Source organism: Tenacibaculum sp. 1_MG-2023 (assembly GCF_030547425.1).
GTDB lineage: Bacteria > Bacteroidota > Bacteroidia > Flavobacteriales > Flavobacteriaceae > Polaribacter.
This window is the reverse complement of record NZ_JAUORH010000001.1, coordinates 114,249-134,282: the sequence shown is the minus strand read 5'-3', so window position 1 is coordinate 134,282 and position 20,034 is coordinate 114,249. Positions and strand designations below refer to the sequence as shown.

The window sequence follows — 20,034 nt, the reverse complement described above, 5'->3', positions numbered from 1 at the left end:
CATTTAAAATATCTTTTAAACTCTTAAAATAGTTTTATTTTTGCCTTGACAACAACACTAACTAAAAATATCTTTTTGTAAATGGCTACAAATCAATTAAGCCCAAAAGTCTTTGCCTGTTCACAAAGTGTTGAACTTGCAGAAGAAATCGCTAACGCATATGGAACTGAGTTAGGAAATTTAACGACAACACATTTTAGCGATGGTGAATTTCAACCAGCTTTTGAAGAATCAGTTAGAGGGCGTAGAGTTTTTCTTATAGGATCTACTTTTCCTTCAACAGATAATTTAATGGAATTGTTATTAATGTGTGATGCCGCTAAGCGTGCATCAGCAAGACATATTACAGCTGTAATGCCATATTTTGGATGGGCACGTCAAGACAGAAAAGATAAACCTCGTGTAGCCATAGGTGCCAAATTAGTTGCAAAACTACTAGAAGCAGCTGGAGCAACTAGGATTATGACTATGGATTTACATGCTGATCAAATTCAAGGATTCTTTGAAAAGCCAGTAGATCATTTATTCGCTTCTACTATCTTTTTACCATACGTAGAAAGCTTAGAGTTAGATAATTTAACAATCGCATCTCCAGATATGGGAGGTTCAAAAAGAGCCTATGCTTATTCTAAGTATTTAGAAAGTGATGTGGTTATTTGTTATAAGCAGCGTCAAAAAGCTAATGTAATTGCTCATATGGAGCTTATTGGTGAGGTCGAAGGCAAGAATGTGATTCTTGTAGACGACATGATTGATACTGGAGGAACTCTTACTAAAGCAGCTGATTTAATGATGGAAAGAGGAGCAAAAAGTGTACGTGCCATCTGTACTCATCCTATTCTTTCTGGCAATGCTTACGAAAGAATTCAAAACTCTCAATTAACAGAGCTAATTGTTTCAGATACAATACCCTTAAAGAAGAGTGTATCTAAAATAAAAATTGTATCTTGCGCCACTTTATTCGCTGATGTGATGCATAAAGTCCAAGACAATACATCAATTAGTGATCAATTTTTAATGTAAATAAATTTAATAAACAAAGTAATGAAATCAATTACAATCAAAGGATCTCAAAGAGAAAGCGTAGGTAAAAAAGCAACCAAAGCCTTACGTAATGCTGGAAAGGTTCCTTGCGTATTATACGGAGGAGACAAGCCAGTACACTTTTCAGCTGACGAAAAATCGTTCAAGCCATTAGTATATACTCCAGACGTATTTACTGCTACGATTGAATTAGATGGTATAACATACAGTGCTGTATTGCAAGATATACAATTCCACCCAGTACAAGATAGTATTTTACACGTAGACTTCTACCAATTATTTGAAGACAAAGCTGTAACAATGGATATTCCTGTTCGTTTAGTTGGAACTTCTAAAGGTGTTATGGTAGGTGGTGCTTTACGTCACAACTTACGTAAGTTAAAAGTAAAAGCTTTACCAGCTAATTTACCAGATTATATCGAAGCTGATATTACTGAATTAGAAATTGGTAATAAATTATATGTTACTGAGTTAAAAAATGACAAATACACATTTTTACACCCAGACAACACAGTAGTTGCTCAAGTTCGTATGTCTCGTAATGCCGCTAAAGCAGCATCTGAAACTGAAGAAGCTTAGACAGCAAAACTATAATTATACAAAAGCGTTACCATGTGTAGCGCTTTTTTTATTTTTGGTGCATGGTTTTTACAACTTTTTTGAAAAGATTATTTGGTTTTTCTACAAAACAATTAACAGAGAAAGAAGACAATTCAATGAAGAAATTTTTAATCGTAGGCTTAGGTAATATTGGTGAAAAATATACCAATACACGTCATAATATCGGCTTTAAAATCGTAGATGCTTTCGTAAAAGAACATGAAAGTTCTTTTGAAACTGAAAAACTAGGAGATATTGCCAAACTTAAAATTAAAGGTAAGACAGTTATCGTTTTAAAACCGAACACTTATATGAATTTAAGTGGTAAAGCTGTTAAATACTGGATGCAAAAAGAAAACATTCAAGTTGAAAACTTATTAATTATTACCGATGACTTAAATATTGATTTCGGAAAGATTCGTATTAAAGGAAAAGGTAGTTCTGGCGGACATAATGGTCTAAAAGACATCCAAGATAAGTTTAATACAGCTGCCTATCCTCGTTTTCGCTTTGGTGTAGGGGCTGAATACAGCAAAGGTCGTCAAGTAGATTATGTTTTGGGCGAATGGAATGCTGATGAAGAAAGCGCGATGATTGAGCGTATTCCTTTTTCTGTAAAAGCTGTAACCTCTTTTATTACGTCAGGTTTAGCTAATACTATGAATGAGTTTAATGGGAAATAACCCATCAATTACCAGTGAACAACTATCCACCTTCAATGATAACTGATTATTCGTTAATTATCAGAAGCATACCACTCAGCAAAACTAGTGTCCGTTTCTTGTAGTTTAATGGCGTGCAGTTTAATCTTTTCAGGAAGTCTATTTTGTATCTTCTTAGCAAAATCAATCACCATCATTTCACTTGTTGGCTGATAATCTACCAATATCACATGGTGTCCTCGGTCTTTTAACTCTCTGGCTAACTCTACATGTGGCGTATTTTTGTTGAATACCGTAGCATGATCAAATACATCAACAATTTCTTCTTTTACGATTTTCTTTAAATCACCAAAATCAATTACCATTCCGTACTTAACATTGGAAACATCTGTAATTGGAGAGCCAATTACGGTAACCGAAAGCTTGTAACTATGCCCGTGAACATTTTTACATTTTCCATCATAACCGTACAACGCATGTCCAGTTTCAAAAGTAAACTGTTTGGTAATTCTAATATTGCTCATATATTCTCCTTTTTAAAAGGCTCTTATTTTCTCTTAAATTTTTTGTTTGCTCTATATTTATTAAAGAAATAAACTACTGCAACACCTGCTGCTAAAATGGCAAATAAATAATCTCCACCCATACTATTTTATTTTTATTCGCCAAAATTACGAATTTGTTTTACAACTTTTGTTAATATCCACACAAAACCTACTGAAACCACTACTCCGAGTAACACAGCCAGGAAAGAATTATGTGCTATCCATTGTCCTATTTCATATCCGGCTTTATATGCTGTAGAACTTTTTTCATCTTGAATTAAAAACATTCTTACTTCTTAAATTTTTCTAAGGCTTTTTTGGTAAACTCAGACAATACTAATTTTCCTGAGGTTTCTGCTCTTTCCATCAAGAGTTCTTCCCAATGTTCCGTTCCAGTCCATAAAGCCCTTTTCATTTCTGCCAATGCTTCTGGATTATACGAAGCTAATTTTTCTGATAATATTTCTACCTCTTTATCTAATTCACTTTGTGTTTCAAAAACACGGGCATACAAACCTTTTTCTTTCGCCCAATACGCATTTTTCCAACTGGTAGCGTCTAAGGTTAGTTCCGCTAATCCACTTACATTTATTTTGCGCTCTACGGCAGGTGCAATTACAAAAGGACCAATACCTATCGTAAACTCAGAAAGTTTAATAGAAGCATGCTCTGTAGCTAATACATAATCACAAGCAGCTGCTAATCCAACTCCACCGCCCACAGTTTTTCCTTGTACTCTACCAACAACTAGCTTCGAACAACTTCGCATCGCATTAATAACATTTGCAAAACCTGAAAAAAAAGCTTTTCCATCTTCTAAATTATCAATTGCTACCAATTCATCAAAAGAAGCACCTGCACAAAAAGCACGATCTCCTTCTGATTTTAGTACAATTACTGAAATTTCATTATTAATTGAAAGCTTATCAAACTCATTTGCTAAACGTTCTAACAACACACTTGGAAAAGAGTTACTAGCTGGGTGCCCGAATTCAACCGTAGCAATCTTATTTTCAATATGTGTATATAAACTTCCGTTTTCTCTAGTTGTAGTCATTTATTTGTTGTTTGCTCAAAATTACGTTTTTTGAGCAAGTGGTAAAAACTTTCTTCTAAACTTTATAATTAATGGAGTTCCTCTAGCAATCATCCACAGGAAAAAAGCAATCCAAATAGCATACAGTTTATAATCTAATGAATCAAAAAATAATAAGGTTGGGACGAATACGAATCCTGTTGCTAATAATAAAACGTTTCGTAAGTACTTCATTTCTCCCATCCCTTTGAACATTCCATCATAAATAAAAGCAATAGAACAAATAGGTTGCATGATTAAAATAATCCAAAAAGTATTGTAAAATTGTTGTAAAACCTCAGGTTCTTTCGTGAATACTTTTCCTATAAATTGATACAAAACAAAACCAATAGCTGTGAGTAAGAGTCCGAAAAGGAATCCGTAAGTAATTAACCTATTCCCCAACGTGACTAAGGTTTTATAAGCTTTTGCTCCTAATAATTTTCCTGATAATATATTTCCTGCAGAAGAATAACCGTCAATCATAAAAGCTCCCATAAGCCATAAATTGAAACCAATTGTATAAGCTGCAATATAAGCGTCGCCATAATCAGTAGCATAGGAAGTTCCAAAATATAAAGCAACATTTAACGCTATAGTTCGCACAAATAAATTTAAAACCATGTTTATAAACTTTGGTATTTCAGCATTAAGAGGCAGGCTGAATTTTAATGGAATATCTGTCTTCTTTACCAATAATACCGCCGAAATTATTGCCATAGTAGCTTGTGCTACAACACTTGCATACGCTGCACCTTGAATATGCATTGCAGGAATCAAACCTTCTATTCCATACACCAACACAACATCTAACCCTATATTAATAAACGTACCAACTAAAGCAATTATCATTGGGTAATAGGTGTTTTGTAAACCTCTAAACGTACCAAAAACAGCAATCGTAAAAAGCGTAAACGGAAATCCAAAAACACGAATTTTATAATACGCAACAGAATAGTCTAAAATGGTTCCTGAAGCATTATATAACTCAAAAATTTCTTTTGCAAACGGGTAACTGATTCCTAAAATAAGTGCACTTACTCCTAACACAATAACAATAGCTTGTGCTGGTAAGTTTTTTATTTCGTCGAGCTTATTAGCTCCTAAATATTGAGAAACGATAGAAGAAATTCCGCTACGTGTTTGCCCAAATACCCAAATTAACATGGATAAAAAAGCCCCTACAATACCTATGGCAGCAATACTTTCGGTAGCATTGTGTTCAATGTTACCTACAATGGCTAAATCTGTGGTAGAAAGTAACGGCTCAGCAACTCCTGCAATTAATGCAGGCATTGCTAATTTGTTTATGTGTTTAAAACTAATGTCATGTTGCATAATAGTTAACAAAAATAACTATTATTGAAGTTGAAAAATGAAATTGCAATGTATTGTTTTTATCGAAGTATGTGATTTCTATTTATCTTATTTAAGAGCAAACCTCACATTTACCTGTTAAAAAAACAGTAGCACTTTCTATGATATAATTTTCAACCTGAGGAATTGAAATATCTATAGATAAACATGTTACTTTTTTGCAGTCAGTACATTGAAAATGAGGATGAATATCATTATGATGATGCGAAGAACAACTAGTACATTTAGCATACCATTTTACACCTTCTTTTCCCATAAAAGAATGTATAACACCATCATTTTCTAAGCGATCCAAAACTCTATAGACCGTAGTTTTATTCATTTCTTCATTTAATTTACTCACTAAATCAACAGCAGCAATTGCTGAAACTCCAGACTCAAATAAGCTTAATAATTTTTTTACTGCTTTTGTTTTCCTAATAACTCCCATAAAATCCATTAACGCAACTTTGTTGCAATTAAAAAAATAACGTACTTTTACTTTTCAAAATACTAAATTAAGAAATTCAATGGTACTCAAACAAAAATCAGATACATTAGGAGCTTTGTCGAGCGGTCTATGTTTGGTACATTGCATATTTACACCTTTTCTGTTTGTTATACAATCTCATGCTGCCTGTTGTAGTCATGAAACTGTTCCTTTTTGGTGGAAAAGTATAGACGTTTTGTTTCTAGTCATTTCATTTTTTGCTATTCAAAATTCGGTTCAAACTACTTCAAAAAAATGGATGAAGTATGCTCTTTGGATTACGTTTGTGCTTTTATTTATAATCATTTTAAACGAATATATACAAAGCATTAAATTACCTGAAAAAAGTATTTATGTACCATCTTTAGGGTTAGTATTTCTACATACATATAATAGAAAGTATTGTCAGTGTGCAAACAACACTTGTTGCGCTAATAATTAATTAAATAGTTTAAGAAATGAACAAGCATGACTATATAGGAGATAATCACATTTTAACAAATATTGAAACACCTTTAGCACCAAATGCATTTGTTAAGTCAGACGAAGAAAAGATTGCAAATATTCAAGGTCATTTTGCAAAAATAATGGAGGAGCTCGGTTTAGATTTAACAGATGATAGTTTGTCTGGGACACCTTATCGTTTTGCTAAAATGTATGTTAAAGAGTTGTTTTATGGATTGAACCCATCTAATAGACCCAAAGCTTATACTTTTGAGAATAAATACGGTTATAGTAAAATGCTAGTGGAACAAAACATTACTATCGATTCTTCATGCGAACACCATTTTCTTCCTATTAGTGACTATGCACATATTGGTTATATTCCAAAAAATAGGGTTATCGGGCTTTCGAAAATTAATCGTTTAGTAGATTATTATTCACACAGACCACAGGTACAAGAGCGATTATGTTTACAAATCTTAACAGATTTACAAAAAACTTTGGAAACGGAAGATGTAATTGTACTGGTGAATGCAAAGCACTTATGTGTTTCTTCTCGCGGAATTAAAGACAAGAATAGTTACACAACAACTATTGAGTATGGAGGAAGTTTTAATGATTTAGCTGTTCGTAATGAGTTTTTTAAAATTTGCGAGTTTGAAAATAGAGAATAATTAACCAATTACTTCTTCGTTAACATTCGTTTTATTTCATTCAGCTTCATCAAGGCTTCAATTGGGGTCAAGGTATCGATGTTTGTTGTTAAAATTTCTTCTCGAATATCTTCTAACAAAGGGTCGTCTAACTGAAAAAAGCTCATTTGCATATCTGCATGCTGTGCTTCTTTCAAGGTTTCTTTAACCTCTTTGTGTGAATGTGAGTCTTCTAACTCTTTTAGAATTTTGTTTGCTCTATGAATTACCATACTTGGCATTCCCGCTAATTTTGCTACATGAATACCAAAACTATGATTACTTCCTCCAGCTACTAACTTACGTAAGAAAATAATACTATTATCTAGCTCTTTTACCGATACATTAAAATTCTTAATACGTTCAAACGTGGAAGTCATTTCGTTTAACTCGTGATAATGCGTTGCAAATAGTGTTTTTGCTTTCGATGGATGTTCATGTAAGTATTCTGAAATAGCCCAAGCAATGGAAATTCCATCATAGGTAGATGTTCCTCGTCCAATTTCATCTAACAACACCAAACTACGGTCGGAAATGTTATTTAAGATCGATGCGGTTTCATTCATTTCAACCATGAATGTCGACTCACCCATCGAAATATTATCGCTCGCACCTACTCTTGTAAAAATCTTATCCACCATACCTATTCGAGCATTTTGAGCAGGAACATAACTTCCCATTTGCGCTAATAATACAATTAAAGCAGTTTGACGTAAAATGGCTGATTTACCCGACATATTCGGACCTGTAATCATAATAATTTGTTGCTGATTACGGTTCAACACAACATCATTGGCTATGTATTCTTCGCCTAATGGTAATTGCTTTTCAATAACCGGGTGGCGACCATTTTTAATTTCAATATCGGTACTATCATCCATTAACGGACGTACATAATTATTTTCAGTAGCTAAGGTTGCGAAAGATTGTAAAGCATCAACCTTAGCCACATTTTGTGCATTTTGCTGTACAGGTTGTACAAAGCCAATAATATATTGTACTAATTTGGCAAAAATCTCAGTTTCTAACTGCTGAATTTTCTCTTCTGCTCCTAAAATTTTGGCTTCGTATTCTTTTAATTCTTCAGTAATATAACGTTCTGCATTTACCAAGGTTTGCTTACGAATCCACTCTTCTGGAACTTTTTCTTTATGCGTATTTCTAACTTCAATATAGTATCCAAATACGTTATTAAAGGCTATTTTTAAACTCGGAATTCCTGTACGTTCTGTTTCTCTAGCTAACATGGTATCTAAATACTCCTTTCCAGAATTTGAAATACTACGTAATTCATCCAACTCTTCAGAAACTCCGCTGGCAATCGCATTTCCTTTGTTTATATTTACAGGAGCTTCTTCTAATACCGTTTCCGTAATTTTATCAATTAATTCATCACACGTATTAATTTTTTCTCCTAATAACCTAACGGCAGCGTTTTCGCTGCTTTCTGCGGAAGTCTTTATCGGAAGAATCGCTTTTAACGAATTTTTCAACAAGATAACCTCTCTTGGAGATACTTTGCCTGTTGCAACCTTTGAAATGAGTCGTTCGATATCAGAAACTTGTTTTAACTGATAGCTTACTGTTTCAGAAAAGGCATCGTCATCAATTAAAAACTTTACTAATTCATGTCGCTGTTGAATTTGAGCTAAATCTTTTAACGGGAGCGCTAACCAACGTTTTAACAAACGCCCTCCCATTGGAGAAATTGTTTTATCAATTACATCCAATAACGAAACCGAATTCACAGAATTACCTCCGTATAATTCTAAGTTTTTTACGGTAAATCGATCCATCCACACATACTTATCTTCCGCAATTCTGCTGATAGATTGTATGTGCTCTATTTTGTTGTGTTGTGTTTCCGATAAATAGTACATGGCTGCACCTCCAGCCACAATTCCATATTCTAACTCTTCAACTCCAAATCCTTTTAACGTTTTTACCTTAAAATGATTTCGAAGTAATTCATCTCCATAATCTTTTTGAAACACCCAATCATCCAAATAAAATGCATGAAAACGATTGGTAAATACTTCTAAAAATTGTTGCTTGTATTTCTTTTCTACCAAAACTTCACTTGGTGTAAAGTTTTGCAAGAGTTTATCTATATATTCTTCATTTCCTTGTGCGATGAGAAATTCTCCCGTTGACACATCTAAAAACGAAACTCCTAATAACTTTTTACCAAAATGGACGGCTGCTAAAAAATTATTTGACTTTGATTGTAACACCTCATCATTCAACGCAACACCAGGAGTTACCAACTCCGTAACCCCACGTTTCACAATCTTTTTGGTCATTTTGGGATCTTCCAACTGATCGCAAATAGCAACACGCAATCCAGATTTTACTAACTTAGGTAAATAGGTATTTAAAGAATGATGCGGAAAACCAGCTAATGCGGTTTCGCTTTCACTTCCACTTCCTCTTTTGGTTAAAATAATACCTAAAACTTTGGATGCTTTTATAGCATCTTCTCCAAAGGTTTCATAAAAATCGCCTACTCTAAATAACAACATCGCGTCCGGATATTTTGCCTTAATTCCGTTGTACTGTTGCATTAATGGAGTTACCTTTTTTGCCTTTGTTTTTGCCAAGTTTATGGATTTTTTGGGTTAGTTTTGCGAAGATAGAAAAAAGTCTTTAGTCATTAGCTTTTAGTCATTAGCTTTTAGTCATTAGCTTTTAGCTATTGACCTCTAAAAGTTACCCAACAAAATGAGAAAATTAAAAAACAACGAACTAGGCAGAAAAACCCTTGAAGAGTTTAGACAAACGGATAAAACTCCTCTCATTGTAGTGTTAGATAATATTCGTAGTTTGAATAATGTAGGATCGGTATTTAGAACTTCGGATGCTTTTTTAATTGAAAAAATTTATTTGTGTGGTATTACCGCTACGCCGCCTAATAAAGAGATTCATAAAACGGCTTTAGGTGCTACCGAATCTGTAGATTGGGAATATGTTGAAAACACAGTTGATTTGGTTGAAAAACTACAATCAGAAAATGTAAAGGTTTTAGCTATTGAACAAGCGGAAAACAGCACAATGTTAGATACTTTTACTCCTGAACCCAACCAAAAATACGCTGTTATATTTGGAAATGAAGTAAAAGGTGTACAGCAAGAAGTTGTTTCTGCTTCTAATGTTTGTATTGAAATTCCGCAATTAGGAACCAAACATTCGTTGAATATCTCTGTGAGTTGTGGTGTAGTTTTATGGGATTTGTTTACTAAAATGGAAAAGTAACACCATTATAATAATTCAGAGCGTCATAGTGAGGAGTGGTAACGACGTGGCTATCTCACTGTTAACAACAAACAAAAAACGTTAAAAACCTATTATTTTCTTGTCTCTTCTCAAAAAACCTGTTATTTTAGGGACTTAATTATCCCCTATCCCAAGTATTATTTTGTAATTAAAAAAACCTATTTAATATGGAAAACAAGTACTTAAAAGAAACAGCAATGAATTTAAGCCCTGGTGGAGATACTGAAATTACTGAAGGAGGTAGTGATACTGGTGGAGCAACAGGAAGTGACGGAGGTGATTAGAGCCAAAAAATTACATTTGGCACACAACATAAGTCTAAAAACCATTACTTTTGGAAAAGTAATGGTTTTATTTTATAACTACACTATGAAAAACTTCCTTTACATTATTCTATTTTGTTCTTCCTTTGTATTTTCTCAGGAAAATAAGGATTATTTTTCTAAAAGAAATACATTAATAGAATCAGGAAGGCAAGCATTTTTTGATAAAAACCTTGCATTATTAAATACAGTCACCTTACAGGTTGATTCTTTATACAAAAGAACTAATGACTCTATTCTACTTGCCAAATACTTTCACTTTAAAGCCCTACAAAATAAACTTACTTATACTAACGATAGTGCTTTTTACTATTATCATCTTTCAAAAGATATCTCTAAAAAAATCAATGATTCTTTAGCTGTCGGAAGGCGTTTATTAAGTTTAGCTATTTTACAAAAAGAAGCTAAAGATTTTTTAGGTAGTGAAATAAGTTTAATTGAAGCTTTACAATACTTAGAACCTATCAATTCTGTTATTTATTTGGAAAGTGTTTATAATAATTTAGGAATTGTTTCAGAAGAATTGAAACAACAAAACGAAGCTTTATCATACTACAACAAAGCATTAACTTATAATAAAATAAACAAAAAAAATACCGGTTATTTATACATTATTAATAATTTAGGTTTTTTTTATCAAAGTAAAGGACAGTATAAAAAAGCTATTACTTATTTTAAAAAAGGGTTATCAAAAGATAGTATTAAAGAAAAGTATCCAATACAATACGCTTTGTTATTAGAAAATTTAGCTGCTAGTAATTTTTTATTAGATAAAAAAGAAAATGTACTGCAGCAGTATAATGAAGTTCTAAGCATACGAGAAGGAGAAAAAGATTTTTCGCAATTAAGTACAACTCATATAAACTTAGCAGATTATTACAAAAATCTTAATCAAACTAATAAAGCTCTATTTCATGCTAATGAAGCTTTAAAATATGCCAAACAAACCCATAATAATAAAAAACGGTTAGAGTCTTTAATAAAACTTTCAGACTTAACAACTGGTGATAAATCAAAACAGTATTTAGAAGAGTACATTACCTTGAATGATAGCTTATTTCAAAACGAACGTAGGTTAAAAAATCAATTTGCTAAAATTAGATACGAAACTGATAAAAAAGAAAAAGAAAATGTAGTTTTAAAAACAGAAAACCAACAAAAGCAAGCTGAAATACTCCAACATAAACAGCAGAAAACTATTGGGTGGTTACTTTTTGTTCTTAGTTTATTGTTATTTGGAGTAGGTGTTTTATTTTATTTTAATAGAAAAAGAAAACTACTCTATCAAGCCCAATTAGAAAGAATACAGGCAAGAGAACATGAACGCAAACAAATAGCCAAATCCTTACATGATGAAGTTGCAGGTGATTTGCGTTTACTACATCGTAAGTTAGAAAAGTCTAATTTATTAGAGGAAGCTCAAAAATTAGATGCAGTAAAAGAAAATGTACGTAATTTATCACATCAATTGAGTAGTGTTAGTTTTAATAAAGTTTCGTTTAGGGATCAAATTATCAACTTAGTGAGTGATTATTTTGAATTAGACTTTAAAATTAAGCTCAACGGATTACAAAACTACGATTGGTTAGCAGTTGATAACTCTATAAAACGTCTACTCTACTTAAGCATTCGAGAAAGTATACAAAACTGCAAAAAACACGCAAAAGCAAGTAAGATTATTATCAATTTTTCTGTACGTAAAAAATACGTACATTTGGGTATTATTGATGATGGTATTGGTTTTAATACCGCCATTAATAAAAAAGGAATTGGTTTACAAAACCTACAGGAACGTATTGAAGAGTTAAACGGTAAATTAACTATTAGTAGTGAAGTAGGTAAAGGAACCCAAACCAGTATTCAAATACCCTTAAATGGCTGGACAAACAAAAATACTTTTAGTTGATGACCATCAATTGATTCTAGAAGGAATTCTTTCGTATTTGAAAGGTATAGATGGTTTAGAAATTGAAACGGCAAATTCGTGTGACGAAGCATTTTCTAAAATAAAATCAAGTTTAAGCGAAAATCCATTTCATATTGTTTTTACGGATTTGAGTTTTGACAATCAAAACCAAAACGTAGTTTTAGATGGAGGCGAAGCTTTTATAAAGTCTATCCTTAAAGAAAAAATTCCTATTAAAGTAGGTGTAATTACTGGACACTCTGAAACAAACAGAATTTTTAATGTAATACACAATTTAAATCCTTCTGCCTATATTTTAAAAGGAAAGTGTAGTACCGATGAATTAACCTTTGCCATTCAAAAAATGTTAAAGGGAGAAGTGTATTACACGCATGAAATTCATCAAAAACTCTTAAAAAGAGCCTTAGTTGAAATACAAATGGATGATATTGCTATTCAAATCTTAAAAGAGCTTCCTAGGCATGCTAAAATTTCTAATCTAGAGGGCTTAATTAAAAAAGATGATGGTTCGTTAATAAAAGTCCGCTCAATAGAAAGTAAACTATCTAAATTAAGAACTGACTTACAAGCCAATAACAATACAGACCTAGTATTAAAAGCAAAAGAATTAGGAATTATAGATTAGTTTGTTTTGCGGAAATCCGCATTTATTTTTACGGTTATCCCGTTTTATACATTACAACTAAGTAATAATTTCGCAATGGAATTCAAACCATTGTTGGGAAGAATCTTGAAAAGAGAGAGAAAATAAAAAAAGCCTTTAGATATCTAAAGGCTTTTTGTTGTAAAACTGTCTCTTTAACTCTTTTGCGGAAATCCGCACCTTTTTTTGCGGTAATACCCTTTTTTAACCTTTAACCTCTCATTACATTTGTAACATCTTCTTTTCAAGATTAATTGAAAAAAGACATTTAAGGGGAATAATAAACCTTCTAGAAATTCTAGAAGGTTTTTTTATGCTCTTTACGGAAAATTACACTTTTAACTTCGGTAATCCCTTTTTACACTCCTGATTATCAGCATATATTTGAAGTGTTCATTCTTTAATGACAATTAATTTAAGGGGAATTAAATAATTTTTAAAATGGGAAAATTACTACTACGCAAAACGAACAAAAGCTTAAGCACTTTACTTTCAGTTTTAGCTGAATTTGGTAAAGGAGCTGGCTATGCTCTAAGACACTAAAAGTTAACTAACCAAACTTAAGTGTACAAACCTTCTAGAAATCCTAGAAGGTTTTTTTATTACCACTACTAAAATTGTAAATTAGGCGTTCAATCATTTTATGCCTAAATGACTCAAAAATATATTATTGCTTTAGACCAAGGAACCACTAGCTGTCGTACAGTTATTCTGAATAAAGAAGAAAAGATAGTTGCAAAAACTCAAGAAGAATTCAAGCAGGTTTTCCCACAGTCAGGATGGGTAGAACACGACGCTAATGAAATCTTACAAACACAACTAAGCACTTTACAAAAAGCTATAGAACAAGCTAAAATTTCGCCTTTAGAAATTGCAGGGATTGGTATTACCAATCAGCGTGAAACCACTGTTGTTTGGAATAAAAACACAGGCAAACCTATATATAATGCAATTGTTTGGCAAGACAAAAGAACAGCAGCTACTTGCGAGTTACTCAAAGAAACTGGACTCGAAAACTATGTACGTAAAACTACTGGACTGGTAATTGACAGTTATTTTTCTGCAACGAAAATTCATTGGATATTAAATCATGTAGATGGAGCTCAAGAAGAAGCAGAAAAAGGAAATTTGTTATTTGGAACTATTGATTCTTGGCTTTTATGGAACTTGACCAATAGAAAAATCCATGCTACCGATTACAGTAATGCATCGCGTACGATGCTATATGATATAAAAAACTTGTGTTGGGATAAAACTTTAGTAAAAGAATTAAACATTCCAATTTCAATGTTGCCAGAAGTAAAACCTTCATCCTTTCATTTTGGAAATTATGAATTAGATGGAGTTCAAATTCCAATAGCCGGAATTGCAGGAGATCAACAATCTGCCTTATTTGGACAAGCGTGTTTTAAAAAAGGAGAAGCAAAAAACACCTACGGAACAGGATGCTTTATGTTGATGAATACAGGTGAGAACTTAGAATACTCTGAAAATGGTTTAATTTCTACAATTGCTTGGGGAATTAATAACAAAGTCTATTATGCTCTCGAAGGAAGTGTGTTTGTTGCTGGTTCTGCAATTCAATGGTTACGTGATGGGTTACAAATTATCAATAACGCAGAAGAAAGTGAGCTTTTTGCTGAAAAAGTTACCGAAGAAAACCCTGTGTATGTAGTACCTGCTTTTGCTGGACTAGGTGCTCCATATTGGGATATGTATGCTAGAGGAGCTGTTTTTGGTTTGACTCGTGATACAGGAAAAAATCACTTAATTAAAGCCACATTACAATCATTAGCTTATCAAACCAAAGATATTTTAGATGTTATGCAGAAAGATAGCATGCTTAAACTTTCCTCTTTAAAAGTAGATGGTGGAGCATGTGCTAATAATTTATTGATGCAGTTTCAAGCAGATATCTTAAATGTAGCTGTAGAACGCCCCGAAGAAATTGAAACCACCGTAATGGGAGCCGCTTACTTAGCTGGTTTCTGTGTTGGTTTTTGGCAACAAAACGATATTATTAACAAACGAAAAATAGATAAAACATTTACTCCATCTTTCTCTAAAGAAAAAAGAGAAAAGCTATACCGTACTTGGCAAAAAGCTGTTGAACGTACTAAAGATTGGATTGACTAAATAATTATATATATAAATGCTTAAGAGAAGAGAATACCTTGATTTAATTGAAGAGATTAGAAATACAGAAGAAAAATCTTTAGATACTTTTATTGAAAAAGTATTAGACCCTTTAAGAAAGGATAACCCTAGGTTAATTGAAACACTTTATAAGGATATAAATTATTTGTTAAAAGGAATTGAGAAAGAAGGAGAAGGTGATTTATGTATTGAAAATGGAGATTTTGTTACAGAAAACGGAGATCTTAAAATTACTGGGTATCAATCTAGGCTTCATGTAATTTCAAATTATCTTCATGTGGAAATTGCTTATAAATTAATAAATAGTAATTCTTTAAACATTTCTAGAGAAATGGAAGAATTTGAAAAAAATATAAATGAAAGACCCAACTACACTCCTGAATATAAATCTTCTTTAGATAAAATAAAAAAAAGTTTAAAAGAAGAAAGGAGACAAAATCTAGGTGAAAAAGAAAACTTTTGGAATAAGGTCTGGGATACTGATAATTTAGAATTAAAACCAAATATAGCTGGATTGGGTATAAACTTTAACGAAATCATAAAAAAATTTAAGAAAAATTAGAGTTAAATAATCATGGCAAAATTTTACGACAAAATAACAACTCGAGTTCAACAGTTTATTGAAGCACAAAAGCTCTTTTTTGTTGCTACCGCTGCAAAAGAAGGACGAATTAATCTTTCTCCTAAAGGAATGGATACCTTTAGGATACTTAACGAAAATACAGTTGCTTGGTTAAGTGTTACAGGTAGCGGAAATGAAACTTCCGCACATTTATTAGCTGATAACCGAATAACAATTATGTTTTGTTCTTTTGAAGGTGCTCCAAACATACTCAGACTATATGGAAAAGCAGAAGAAATTATTCCAACTCATGATAAGTGGAGTAACTATGCTGATTTGTTCCCTAAACTTCCAGGTACTCGTCAAATATTTATTGTTTCTGTTGAAAGTGTACAAACCTCTTGTGGAATGTCTATTCCTTTTTATGAGTACCAAGGAGAGCGAAATCAATTAAATGATTGGGCTATTGAAAAAGGTGAAGAAGAAATTAAACAATATTGGAATGACAGAAACCAAACTAGTATCGATGGCTTTGACACTTTACTAAAAGAGGAAACATCTTCTTAATCAACTTTTAAAATCTCTTCATTTTTTTAAACCCTGATAAAAATCATGTTTTAACTTAAACTATACTTGTATTTTTGAAGCAATAAAGTATAAGAAGAAATGACACAATTAATGAATATCCCAATGGTATCTTGGACAAACGGAACCATTATGATGGTTATTTTTGGTTTGGTTTGTATAGGTTTAGTAACTGCTCTTTTAATTTTTGTTAATGGTGGCAAGAAGAAAGAGTAGGTAAATTTTAGTTTTAATAGTTGATGGAAGAAGCACTCTTTAATAATGTGTTAGTGGTTTAACGTTTGAGTGCTTCTTCTTCTTTTTTATTTAAATGCGTTTAATCCTGTGATATCCAATCCTGTGATTAATAAATGAACATCGTGTGTTCCTTCATAGGTTATTACACTTTCTAAGTTCATTGCATGCCTCATAATTGAGTATTCTCCAGAAATTCCCATTGCTCCTAACACTTGTCTTGCTTCTCGTGCTATTTTTAATGCCATATCAACATTATTTCGCTTTGCCATAGATATTTGAGCAGATGTTGCACGACCTTCATTTTTTAAAACGCCCAAACGCCATGTTAACAATTGTGCTTTGGTAATTTCAGTAATCATTTCAGCTAACTTTTTTTGTTGTAACTGAAATTGCCCTATTGGTTTACCAAACTGTGTCCGTTCTTTCGCATAACGTAATGCTGTATCATAACAATCCATCGCTGCACCAATAGCCCCCCAAGCAATGCCATAGCGAGCAGAGTCAAGGCATAATAATGGAGCTCCTAACCCTGATTTATTTGGCAATAAGTTTTCTTTTGGAACTTTTACATTATCAAAAATTAACTCCCCTGTAATTGATGCTCTTAACGACCATTTATTATGTGTTTCTGGCGTAGAAAAACCTTCCATACCACGTTCAACTATCAAACCATGAATGCGTCCTTCTTCATTTTTTGCCCATACAACAGCTACATTACAAATTGGCGCATTTGAAATCCACATTTTTGCTCCATTCAATAAATAATGGTCTCCCATGTCTTTAAACTTGGTTTCCATTCCTCCAGGATTACTACCATGATTTGGTTCAGTTAACCCAAAGCTTCCCATCCATTCACCAGAAGCTAACTTTGGTAAGTATTTTTGTCTTTGTGCTTTGGTTCCGTAGTTATAAATAGGCCCCATAACAAGAGAAGACTGTACTGAAGCAGTAGATCGAATTCCGCTATCACCCCTTTCTAGCTCTTGCATAATTAACCCATAAGAAATTTGATCTAACCCTGCACCTCCATACTTTTCAGGAATATAAGATCCGAAAGCTCCTACTTCTGCCAATCCGTTAATTAATTCCTTCGGAAATTCTGCACGTTGTGCATACTCTTCAATAATTGGAGATAAGTTTTTCTTAACCCATTCACGAGCAGTGTCTCGAACAAGTTTATGTTCATCGGTTAATAAATCGTCTACTTGATAATAATCTGGGGCTTGAAATAAATCAGACTTCATAAATATGTTTTAAAATTAATTTTACTAATTGTATAAGAGAAACGTAAAATTAATCGCGGTTTGTTGTATGCGGTTTCTTAAAAGAATTGATTCAAAAATACTTAAAAAAATGGTTATTCGTGCAGGTTTGCGTATGTTTGTACTAATGAGATTTACTTTAGGAAAAGAGGAGCGTTTAAAAAGCAAAAAGCTTATAGGAAGACTATATGAGGAGGGAAAGGTGATAAAAATTTTTCCGCTAAGAATGGTGTATATACAAACCGAACACACCTCAAAATTTCCCGCACAAGTTGGCGTTTCTGTTCCTAAACGTAACTTTAAAAAAGCCGTGGATAGAAACCGTATAAAACGATTACTTCGTGAAACCTACCGTAAAGAGAAGTATACTATTTATGAGACTGTAGATAAACCGTATGTATTTATGATTTCTTATCTTGCAAGAGATGAATGGAAATATGCCGATTTAGAGCATAAAATGAAGAAATTATTAACAAAGTTTATTACAGAAGTTACTCAAGATGAAAAATAGAAAATTCCTTTTTTTTGGTTCGCTTATTGTCATCTCTCTTTTCTTTTCTTTTCAATCTCGTTTTTTTGAGATTGCTAAACAAATTGAAATTTACAACAACCTTTTTAAAGAGTTGAACATTAATTATATTGATGAAATCAACCCTGGTAATTTAACTGACAAGGCGATAAAAAACACCCTTAAGAATTTAGACCCATACACCAATTTTTATAATGAACAAGATGTTGAAGATGCACGCATTCGTCGTGAAGGTGAATATGGAGGTATTGGTATTTCTACATTTTACACCAAAAGAGGAATTGTGGTTTCTGAAATTTACAAAGGTTTTTCGGCCGATAAAGCTGGCTTAAAAGCAGGTGATATTATTACCAATGTAAACGGACAAGAGTTAGCCACTTTGGAGAGAGGTCAATTTTCACAAATGTTAAAAGGAGTTCCGGGAAAAGAGCTTTCTTTACAGGTAAAAAGAAATGGTCAAACAAAAAATATATCTGTAAAACTTGATAAAGTTATTTTAAACCCTGTCCCTTTTTACGATATGATTGATACTGAAACAGGGTATATTGTTTTAACACGATTTATCAGTCAAAAGGCTACCGAAAGTGTTGTAAATGCGTTTAGTGATCTAAAGAAAAGAGGGATGAAAAAATTGGTTTTTGACTTAAGGTACAATCCTGGTGGTTCTTTATTTGATGCAGTAAATATTACCAATTTATTTATTCCAAAAGGGTTGAAAGTTGTTGATACTCGTGGAAAAACTAAAAAAAATAGTAGAACTTATAAAACAAGTAGAGAACCTTTAGATGCTGAAATTCCTATCGTAGTTTTAATAAATGGTCGATCGGCTTCTGCCTCAGAAATTGTCTCTGGTGCCCTACAAGATTATGATCGAGCTGTAATTATGGGAGAGCGTTCTTTTGGAAAAGGGCTAGTACAACGTTACTTTAATTTGAGTTACGGAACACAAATGAAAATCACAATCTCTAAATATTACACCCCAAGCGGACGATGTATTCAAGAATTAGATTATGCCAATAGAGATCCGAAAACAGGAAAAGTTCCTAAATTTTCTGATGCTACTCTTAATGAGTTCACAACTCAAAACGGACGAAAAGTATATGATGGTGGAGGTGTAACTCCTGATATAGCAAATAATTTTTCGAAGAAAACAGAAGAAACAGATGATTTACTAAAATCAAGAGCAATATTCAATTTTGTAACTGATTTCACATATCAAAACCCTAGTTTATCTACTGAAAACTATACTTTTTCTCCTTCTGATTTCAATAAATTTAAAGACTATTTACTTCGTAAAGACACTGCTTTTGTTTCTAAAGAAGAGAAGCTTTTTCAGAAAGCATACGAATCAGTAGAAAACAACAACAAAATCACTTCAGAATATAACTCAATTATCCAAGAATTAAAAGCAGCTAAAGTTGCTAAAGTTTTGGAGAATGAAGATCTTTTATCTAAAGAAATTGAAAATGAAATTATTGAGCGTTATGCGTACAAAGAAGGAATGTATGAGCATTTATTTAAAAATGATATAACTATAAAAAATGCTGTAAACTTGCTAAATAACCCTAAAAAATATAGCACTACTTTAAAAAAATAGCTTCTTTAACATAATTTGTATATTTGTACTT

Annotated in this window: 21 protein-coding genes; 14 read left to right on the top strand and 7 right to left on the bottom strand. The window is 32.5% G+C overall.

The window, feature by feature from the left end; genetic code table 11:
• Positions 1–81: 81 nt before the first annotated feature.
• From Q4517_RS00605 to pth, 3 genes are all read left to right on the top strand, one after another.
• The gene (locus Q4517_RS00605; RefSeq protein ID WP_303505051.1) at positions 82–1,023 is read left to right on the top strand and encodes a ribose-phosphate pyrophosphokinase; all 942 of its coding nucleotides are present in this window, start codon (positions 82–84) and stop codon (positions 1,021–1,023) included.
• 21 nt (positions 1,024–1,044) lie between these two features.
• Positions 1,045–1,623: a 50S ribosomal protein L25/general stress protein Ctc gene (locus Q4517_RS00600; RefSeq protein WP_303505049.1), complete on the top strand. Its 579-nt coding sequence runs from the start codon at positions 1,045–1,047 to the stop codon at positions 1,621–1,623.
• A gap of 137 nt (positions 1,624–1,760) precedes the next feature.
• On the top strand, positions 1,761–2,327 hold the full coding sequence (pth, locus tag Q4517_RS00595) for an aminoacyl-tRNA hydrolase (RefSeq protein WP_303505047.1): 567 nt from the start codon (positions 1,761–1,763) through the stop codon (positions 2,325–2,327).
• 53 nt (positions 2,328–2,380) lie between these two features.
• Here pth and Q4517_RS00590 read toward each other — a convergent pair whose 3' ends face one another.
• The 5 genes from Q4517_RS00590 to Q4517_RS00570 form a co-directional block, all read right to left on the bottom strand.
• Positions 2,381–2,830: a 6-carboxytetrahydropterin synthase gene (locus Q4517_RS00590; RefSeq protein WP_303505045.1), complete on the bottom strand. Its 450-nt coding sequence runs from the start codon at positions 2,828–2,830 to the stop codon at positions 2,381–2,383.
• Between the two features lie 134 nt (positions 2,831–2,964).
• Complete coding sequence (locus tag Q4517_RS00585) at positions 2,965–3,138, bottom strand: hypothetical protein (RefSeq protein ID WP_303505043.1); 174 nt, start codon at positions 3,136–3,138, stop codon at positions 2,965–2,967.
• 2 nt (positions 3,139–3,140) lie between these two features.
• Positions 3,141–3,908 (bottom strand): enoyl-CoA hydratase/isomerase family protein, encoded by a 768-nt coding sequence (locus Q4517_RS00580; RefSeq protein WP_303505041.1) that lies wholly within the window; start codon positions 3,906–3,908, stop codon positions 3,141–3,143.
• Between the two features lie 21 nt (positions 3,909–3,929).
• Positions 3,930–5,264, bottom strand: a complete 1,335-nt coding sequence (locus tag Q4517_RS00575; RefSeq protein ID WP_303505038.1) for an MATE family efflux transporter — start codon at positions 5,262–5,264, stop codon at positions 3,930–3,932.
• Between the two features lie 91 nt (positions 5,265–5,355).
• Positions 5,356–5,742 carry a Fur family transcriptional regulator gene (locus Q4517_RS00570; protein WP_303505036.1) on the bottom strand — a complete coding sequence of 129 codons (387 nt, stop codon included), beginning with the start codon at positions 5,740–5,742 and terminating at the stop codon, positions 5,356–5,358.
• Between the two features lie 70 nt (positions 5,743–5,812).
• On the opposite strand from Q4517_RS00570, the gene Q4517_RS00565 reads away from it, so the two are divergent.
• Positions 5,813–6,214: a MerC domain-containing protein gene (locus tag Q4517_RS00565; protein ID WP_303505034.1), complete on the top strand. Its 402-nt coding sequence runs from the start codon at positions 5,813–5,815 to the stop codon at positions 6,212–6,214.
• Positions 6,215–6,230: 16 nt separating this feature from the next.
• Positions 6,231–6,890, top strand: a complete 660-nt coding sequence (gene folE / locus Q4517_RS00560; protein WP_303505032.1) for a GTP cyclohydrolase I FolE — start codon at positions 6,231–6,233, stop codon at positions 6,888–6,890.
• Positions 6,891–6,898: 8 nt separating this feature from the next.
• On the opposite strand, the gene mutS is transcribed toward folE, so the two are convergent.
• Positions 6,899–9,508: a DNA mismatch repair protein MutS gene (gene mutS, locus Q4517_RS00555; protein WP_303505030.1), complete on the bottom strand. Its 2,610-nt coding sequence runs from the start codon at positions 9,506–9,508 to the stop codon at positions 6,899–6,901.
• Between the two features lie 121 nt (positions 9,509–9,629).
• Between mutS and Q4517_RS00550 the strand changes: the two genes are divergently transcribed.
• The 7 genes from Q4517_RS00550 to Q4517_RS00520 all read left to right on the top strand — a co-directional run bounded on the left by Q4517_RS00550 (position 9,630) and on the right by Q4517_RS00520 (position 16,594).
• Positions 9,630–10,160 (top strand): RNA methyltransferase, encoded by a 531-nt coding sequence (locus Q4517_RS00550; RefSeq protein WP_303505028.1) that lies wholly within the window; start codon positions 9,630–9,632, stop codon positions 10,158–10,160.
• A gap of 321 nt (positions 10,161–10,481) precedes the next feature.
• Positions 10,482–12,410: a tetratricopeptide repeat-containing sensor histidine kinase gene (locus Q4517_RS00545; RefSeq protein WP_303505026.1), complete on the top strand. Its 1,929-nt coding sequence runs from the start codon at positions 10,482–10,484 to the stop codon at positions 12,408–12,410.
• Complete coding sequence (locus Q4517_RS00540; RefSeq protein WP_303505024.1) at positions 12,379–13,056, top strand: response regulator; 678 nt, start codon at positions 12,379–12,381, stop codon at positions 13,054–13,056. The genes Q4517_RS00545 and Q4517_RS00540 overlap by 32 nt, the downstream gene beginning before the upstream one ends.
• A 669-nt stretch (positions 13,057–13,725) precedes the next feature.
• Complete coding sequence (glpK, locus tag Q4517_RS00535; RefSeq protein WP_303505022.1) at positions 13,726–15,210, top strand: glycerol kinase GlpK; 1,485 nt, start codon at positions 13,726–13,728, stop codon at positions 15,208–15,210.
• A 16-nt stretch (positions 15,211–15,226) separates the two neighbouring features.
• Entirely contained in the window at positions 15,227–15,793 is a 567-nt protein-coding gene (locus tag Q4517_RS00530) for a hypothetical protein (protein ID WP_303505020.1), read from the top strand.
• Positions 15,794–15,805: 12 nt separating this feature from the next.
• Complete coding sequence (locus Q4517_RS00525) at positions 15,806–16,360, top strand: pyridoxamine 5'-phosphate oxidase family protein (RefSeq protein ID WP_303505018.1); 555 nt, start codon at positions 15,806–15,808, stop codon at positions 16,358–16,360.
• Between the two features lie 99 nt (positions 16,361–16,459).
• A complete protein-coding gene (locus tag Q4517_RS00520) occupies positions 16,460–16,594 on the top strand; it encodes a hypothetical protein (protein WP_303505016.1) in 135 nt (44 codons plus the stop codon).
• 86 nt (positions 16,595–16,680) lie between these two features.
• Here the strand turns inward: Q4517_RS00520 and Q4517_RS00515 are convergent, their stop codons facing one another.
• Entirely contained in the window at positions 16,681–17,859 is a 1,179-nt protein-coding gene (locus Q4517_RS00515) for an acyl-CoA dehydrogenase family protein (RefSeq protein WP_303505014.1), read from the bottom strand.
• 109 nt (positions 17,860–17,968) lie between these two features.
• Here Q4517_RS00515 and rnpA point away from each other — a divergent pair, with 109 nt between their 5' ends.
• Positions 17,969–18,388, top strand: coding sequence for a ribonuclease P protein component (gene rnpA, locus Q4517_RS00510; RefSeq protein WP_303505012.1), 420 nt, complete (start codon positions 17,969–17,971; stop codon positions 18,386–18,388).
• Positions 18,378–20,003, top strand: a complete 1,626-nt coding sequence (locus tag Q4517_RS00505; RefSeq protein WP_303505010.1) for a S41 family peptidase — start codon at positions 18,378–18,380, stop codon at positions 20,001–20,003. Before rnpA ends, Q4517_RS00505 begins: the two co-directional genes overlap by 11 nt.
• Positions 20,004–20,034 lie beyond the last annotated feature (31 nt).

Bases quoted from the DNA above. Each gene is read 5' to 3' on its own strand.
- Q4517_RS00590 (WP_303505045.1), bottom strand. From the start codon at position 2,830: ATGAGCAATATTAGAATTACCAAACAGTTTACTTTTGAAACTGGACAT.
- Q4517_RS00600 (WP_303505049.1), top strand. From the start codon at position 1,045: ATGAAATCAATTACAATCAAAGGATCTCAAAGAGAAAGCGTAGGTAAA.
- Q4517_RS00550 (WP_303505028.1), top strand. From the start codon at position 9,630: ATGAGAAAATTAAAAAACAACGAACTAGGCAGAAAAACCCTTGAAGAG.
- Q4517_RS00585 (WP_303505043.1), bottom strand. From the start codon at position 3,138: ATGTTTTTAATTCAAGATGAAAAAAGTTCTACAGCATATAAAGCCGGA.
- Q4517_RS00515 (WP_303505014.1), bottom strand. From the start codon at position 17,859: ATGAAGTCTGATTTATTTCAAGCCCCAGATTATTATCAAGTAGACGAT.
- Q4517_RS00520 (WP_303505016.1), top strand. From the start codon at position 16,460: ATGACACAATTAATGAATATCCCAATGGTATCTTGGACAAACGGAACC.
- Q4517_RS00540 (WP_303505024.1), top strand. From the start codon at position 12,379: ATGGCTGGACAAACAAAAATACTTTTAGTTGATGACCATCAATTGATT.
- Q4517_RS00570 (WP_303505036.1), bottom strand. From the start codon at position 5,742: ATGGATTTTATGGGAGTTATTAGGAAAACAAAAGCAGTAAAAAAATTA.
- pth (WP_303505047.1), top strand. From the start codon at position 1,761: ATGAAGAAATTTTTAATCGTAGGCTTAGGTAATATTGGTGAAAAATAT.
- Q4517_RS00505 (WP_303505010.1), top strand. From the start codon at position 18,378: ATGAAAAATAGAAAATTCCTTTTTTTTGGTTCGCTTATTGTCATCTCT.
- Q4517_RS00580 (WP_303505041.1), bottom strand. From the start codon at position 3,908: ATGACTACAACTAGAGAAAACGGAAGTTTATATACACATATTGAAAAT.
- folE (WP_303505032.1), top strand. From the start codon at position 6,231: ATGAACAAGCATGACTATATAGGAGATAATCACATTTTAACAAATATT.
- glpK (WP_303505022.1), top strand. From the start codon at position 13,726: ATGACTCAAAAATATATTATTGCTTTAGACCAAGGAACCACTAGCTGT.
- rnpA (WP_303505012.1), top strand. From the start codon at position 17,969: ATGGTTATTCGTGCAGGTTTGCGTATGTTTGTACTAATGAGATTTACT.
- Q4517_RS00530 (WP_303505020.1), top strand. From the start codon at position 15,227: ATGCTTAAGAGAAGAGAATACCTTGATTTAATTGAAGAGATTAGAAAT.
- Q4517_RS00565 (WP_303505034.1), top strand. From the start codon at position 5,813: ATGGTACTCAAACAAAAATCAGATACATTAGGAGCTTTGTCGAGCGGT.
- Q4517_RS00605 (WP_303505051.1), top strand. From the start codon at position 82: ATGGCTACAAATCAATTAAGCCCAAAAGTCTTTGCCTGTTCACAAAGT.
- Q4517_RS00575 (WP_303505038.1), bottom strand. From the start codon at position 5,264: ATGCAACATGACATTAGTTTTAAACACATAAACAAATTAGCAATGCCT.
- Q4517_RS00525 (WP_303505018.1), top strand. From the start codon at position 15,806: ATGGCAAAATTTTACGACAAAATAACAACTCGAGTTCAACAGTTTATT.